Origin of the sequence: Sulfurimonas sp. (assembly GCF_026991475.1) — a bacterium.
Classification (GTDB): domain Bacteria; phylum Campylobacterota; class Campylobacteria; order Campylobacterales; family Sulfurimonadaceae; genus Sulfurimonas.
Genome location: NZ_JALXBK010000095.1, coordinates 1 through 3,968, shown reverse-complemented (window position 1 = coordinate 3,968; position 3,968 = coordinate 1). Strand labels below are relative to the sequence as shown.

Annotated in this window: 4 protein-coding genes; 3 read left to right on the top strand and 1 reads right to left on the bottom strand. The window is 32.6% G+C overall.

What is annotated here, in order from left to right; genetic code table 11:
* A partial coding sequence (locus tag MV589_RS08325) for a cation diffusion facilitator family transporter (RefSeq protein ID WP_297433809.1) occupies positions 1-589 on the bottom strand: 589 nt, incomplete at its 3' end.
* 58 nt (positions 590-647) lie between these two features.
* Between MV589_RS08325 and cmoB the strand changes: the two genes are divergently transcribed.
* From cmoB to MV589_RS08310, 3 genes are read left to right on the top strand one after another with little or no spacing between them, the layout of a single operon-like run.
* Positions 648-1,541: a tRNA 5-methoxyuridine(34)/uridine 5-oxyacetic acid(34) synthase CmoB gene (cmoB, locus tag MV589_RS08320; protein WP_297433807.1), complete on the top strand. Its 894-nt coding sequence runs from the start codon at positions 648-650 to the stop codon at positions 1,539-1,541.
* Positions 1,541-2,038 carry a PaaI family thioesterase gene (locus MV589_RS08315; RefSeq protein WP_297433805.1) on the top strand — a complete coding sequence of 166 codons (498 nt, stop codon included), beginning with the start codon at positions 1,541-1,543 and terminating at the stop codon, positions 2,036-2,038. The genes cmoB and MV589_RS08315 overlap by 1 nt, the downstream gene beginning before the upstream one ends.
* 49 nt (positions 2,039-2,087) lie before the next feature.
* Entirely contained in the window at positions 2,088-3,959 is a 1,872-nt protein-coding gene (locus MV589_RS08310) for an EAL domain-containing protein (RefSeq protein ID WP_297433803.1), read from the top strand.
* Positions 3,960-3,968 lie beyond the last annotated feature (9 nt).

Sequence of the window (3,968 nt, the reverse complement as noted above, 5' to 3'; positions counted from 1 at the left end):
CCTCTTTGATGATTGGAATGGCTGAGTAAATCATATAAATAGCAATAGCGACACCTAAAATAGGGTCAATAAGTTGCTCTCCTGTGTAGTGCACTGCTACAAGGGCAAAGAGTACCGCTGCGTTTGAGAATATATCTGTTTTGTAGTGTAGGGCATCTGCACGGATGACCATATTTTTTGTTTTTTTTGCAACATAGTTTAAAAAAAGTACCAATAATCCTGTAATGATAAGCGAAATTATCATCACGAGAATACTATCACCCATGTATCGTATAATTTCCGGATGGAACATTTTTGAGATAGCTTCATAGAGGATGAAAAGAGCAGAAAGAGAGATAATAGTTCCCTCAATGACGGCGGCAAGCGGTTCTAATTTACTGCGTCCAAAATGAAACTGCTCATCAGGATTTTTTTCTGAGTTATGTAGGGCAAAGTAGTTAAATAGAGAAACTGTTAAATCTAAAAGACTGTCAATGGCAGATGCAAGAACAGCAATAGAACCACTTAAAACTCCGATGGTTAATTTGATAAGTACTAAGAGTGCGGCAACACTACTTGAAGCTACAGTAGCTTTTTTTTCTAAACGCATAAAAGACCCTATTTTTTAGATACAATTATAGTAAAATTTAACTATAACAGCGATTAAAATGGATATTAAAAAGATACAAAACGATAGAAAAAAATGGATGACTTGGAAAAACATCGCTCCTCTGCGTAAGGCGTTGGATGATTTAGAAGATGTACCTTGTAAAGTGACACTTGGAGATGTTGTGAAAATTTCAGGGGATTTTGATGAGAAAAGTATTTATGATACTGCAAAACTGCTTATGCCTTGGAGAAAAGGACCTTTTGAAGTTGGAGAGACTTTTATAGATTCTGAGTGGAAAAGTGATGTGAAGTACAATCTTTTACGCCCTCATTTTAATCTGAAAGGGAAAAAAGTTGCCGATATAGGATGTAATAATGGCTACTATATGTTTCGTATGAAAGAGGATAATCCTGCTCTTTTAGTGGGCTTTGATCCCTCCCCACTTTATAAAACACAATTTGATTTTATAAATCATTTTGTAAAGAGTGAAATAGTTTACGAGCTTTTAGGTGTTGAACATTTGGAATTTTATGAAGAGAAGTTTGACACTATCTTTTGTCTTGGAGTTTTGTATCATCGCAGTGACCCAGTTGCTATGCTTAAATCTCTTTACAAAGGTTTAGAAAAAAAAGGTGAAGTGATTTTAGATACTTTTTACATTGATGGTGAAGAGGAGATGGCGTTATGTCCAGAGTCTAGCTACTCTAAAATTCCAAATATCTACTTTGTTCCAACTATTAAAGCACTTAAAAACTGGTCAATGAGAGCGGGATTCACTGCGTTTGAAGTGCTTGAAACCTCTGTTACAGATGCAGGTGAGCAGAGAAAAACAGAGTGGATAGAGGGACAATCACTTGAAGATTTTTTAGATAAAGATGACAAAACAAAAACGGTTGAGGGCTATCCCGCTCCACAGCGTGTTTATGTAAGATTAATTAAGGACAAAAAATAATGTCAACAACACAAGAAGAAGATTTTGAATTAGATGATTATAGAGATGAAAAAGAGCAAGTATTGGTACAAACACATGAGCGTGTAAATCAAAACCTTTGTGGTGAAATAGTAAAGATAGAGTTAGGATATGTTGAGTTAAGGCTAACAACTATTGTTGATATGCTTGCTGATGATATTGGGCTAATTCATGGTGGATTTATATTTGGTGCGGCAGATTATGCGGCGATGCTTGCGGTCAACGAGAGAAATGTAGTTCTTGTAGCAAGTGATTGTCAGTTTCTCTCTCCTGTAAAACTGCATGATGAAGTAAATGTTATTGCAAGAGTTCGTCATAAAGAGGGTCGTAAACGCAATGTTCATGTTGAAGCTTTTGTACTTGACATTAAAGTTTTTGAGGGTGAATTTAAAACCGTCATTACCGAAAAACATGTGCTTAAACTCCACCTTCTTGATGATGAAGAGAAGGCAAGTGGTACTCCAAAAGAGGAAAATTAAGTAGGTTTGGAGTAGAATTGTAAAATGTAGATTTTTTATGGAATTTAGTATGGATATAAATATGTTTTTGGATGATGAAATGGGTAAAGATTATTTTACATGGATTAATGACGATGAAAAAGAGTTCCTTGAACATATGCTTCATAAGCTGCTTGGTACTGATGATTCGAATATTAAAGTACTAGAGCAGGTAGGTTCTGATATTTACAAAAAAGGGATTAATTTTTCGAAACTGGCAATTTTTTTAGATCTGTTTTCTTATAAATTGACTTTAGAACAAAAAGAACAACTAAGAAAAAATGAAAATAAGTTAGCTTACGGATACTTGCAACAAAGGCTCCCAAAAGAGATAAAAACACTCAAACTCGGTATAAATAATAATACGAATTTTGTAGGAAAAAGCGATTTAGCCATTGTAGATGAGTTACTTATTTGGCTTGAAACACTTGTAGATAGTCTTTTTAATGATACAAAGCCACCACGTATTGAGCATCGTATTAATGAATTTATAGATTTTGTAGAGCAAAGAGCTGGTTTGTTTTTTGATGATGAAGAGGTTAAAGAAGACTTTTTAAAAACAAACAAAGAACTCTATGCTTGTGCTATTGAAGCAGTGAATTTTTTTGAACGTAAGCAGTATTTTTATTTTTGTATCATATATATTGAAATGATAGCACTTTTTTTAAAAATGGCAACACTACTGAGTGGGATGTTTGTTGAAGAGGAATTACTCTCTATTTATATTGATCCAATTACTCTTTTGCCAAACCGTTTTCAACTGATTAAAGATATTCAACTCATTCAAAATGTGTATGTGCTTATCTTTAATATTAAGTCTTTTTCTCGCTTTAATGTTAGTTATGGGTATGATATTGGTGATGCTATACTTAAAAAAGTTGCCAAATTTTTAATGAAATCAGATGCTATAAAATCATATAGAATTTATGGAGATGAGTTTGCTATTTTGGTTGAAAACCCACAACAGGCAGAGGAGATTTATAAAAAACTCAATGAATCTATTAACATTGTTATAGAAGGTGAAAAATATGACATACTTTTTTATGGAGCATATGATTATTTTATTCCAAATTCTTTAGAGAGTTGTGAATTTGCTCTTTTTAAAGGGAATAAGAGAGATATTATTAATTCTGCGGAAATCAAAGGACTTATTGCAAATGTAAAAGATGAAATATCACTCACACAAAAACTGAAAGAGATTATGTTACAGGATAACATTGTGCCATATTATCAACCGATTTATTTGACAGATAAAAAGATTGATAAGGTTTTAAAGTATGAAGTTTTGATGCGTTTACGCTATGGCGAAAAAATACTTGAACCAGCTGATTTTATGGAGACACTTCTAAAAGCACCTTTTTATGTGGAGTTTACAAAGTCAATACTCATAAAAAGTTTTAAGATGTTTGAAAATAGTACTATGACGTTTAGTGTGAATTTCTCTCTACAAGATTTAAATGATAAAGGTGTCAATATTTTACTTGAAACACTTTGTTTGAAGTATCCGGAAACTGCTTCAAGGCTTACAATTGAAATCTTAGAAAATGAAGCATTACAAGATTTTGATCAGTTAAACCAATTTTTTAAACGCTATAGGAAATATGACATTAAGTATGCCTTAGATGATTTTGGAAGTGGGTACTCAAATTTTGTTCAATTTGCAAATCTTGACATTGATTTCTTAAAAATAGATGGAACAATCATCTCAAACTTACTTGAAAGTGATAAAATGTATAAGCTACTTGATTCTGTTTTGGAGTTTGCGAAAACATTTGATTTACTAAGTGTTGCAGAGTTTGTATCAAATCAAGAGTTATTTGAACTGCTTAAAGATAAAGTTGATATGATTCAAGGCTACTATATAGGTAAGCCTGAACCTTATCTTTTTTATGAAGAAGAGTAGTTATTCTTT

Excerpts from the sequence above, each read along its gene's own strand:
- MV589_RS08310 (WP_297433803.1), top strand. The coding sequence starts at position 2,088 with ATGGATATAAATATGTTTTTGGATGATGAAATGGGTAAAGATTATTTT.
- cmoB (WP_297433807.1), top strand. The coding sequence starts at position 648 with ATGGATATTAAAAAGATACAAAACGATAGAAAAAAATGGATGACTTGG.
- MV589_RS08315 (WP_297433805.1), top strand. The coding sequence starts at position 1,541 with ATGTCAACAACACAAGAAGAAGATTTTGAATTAGATGATTATAGAGAT.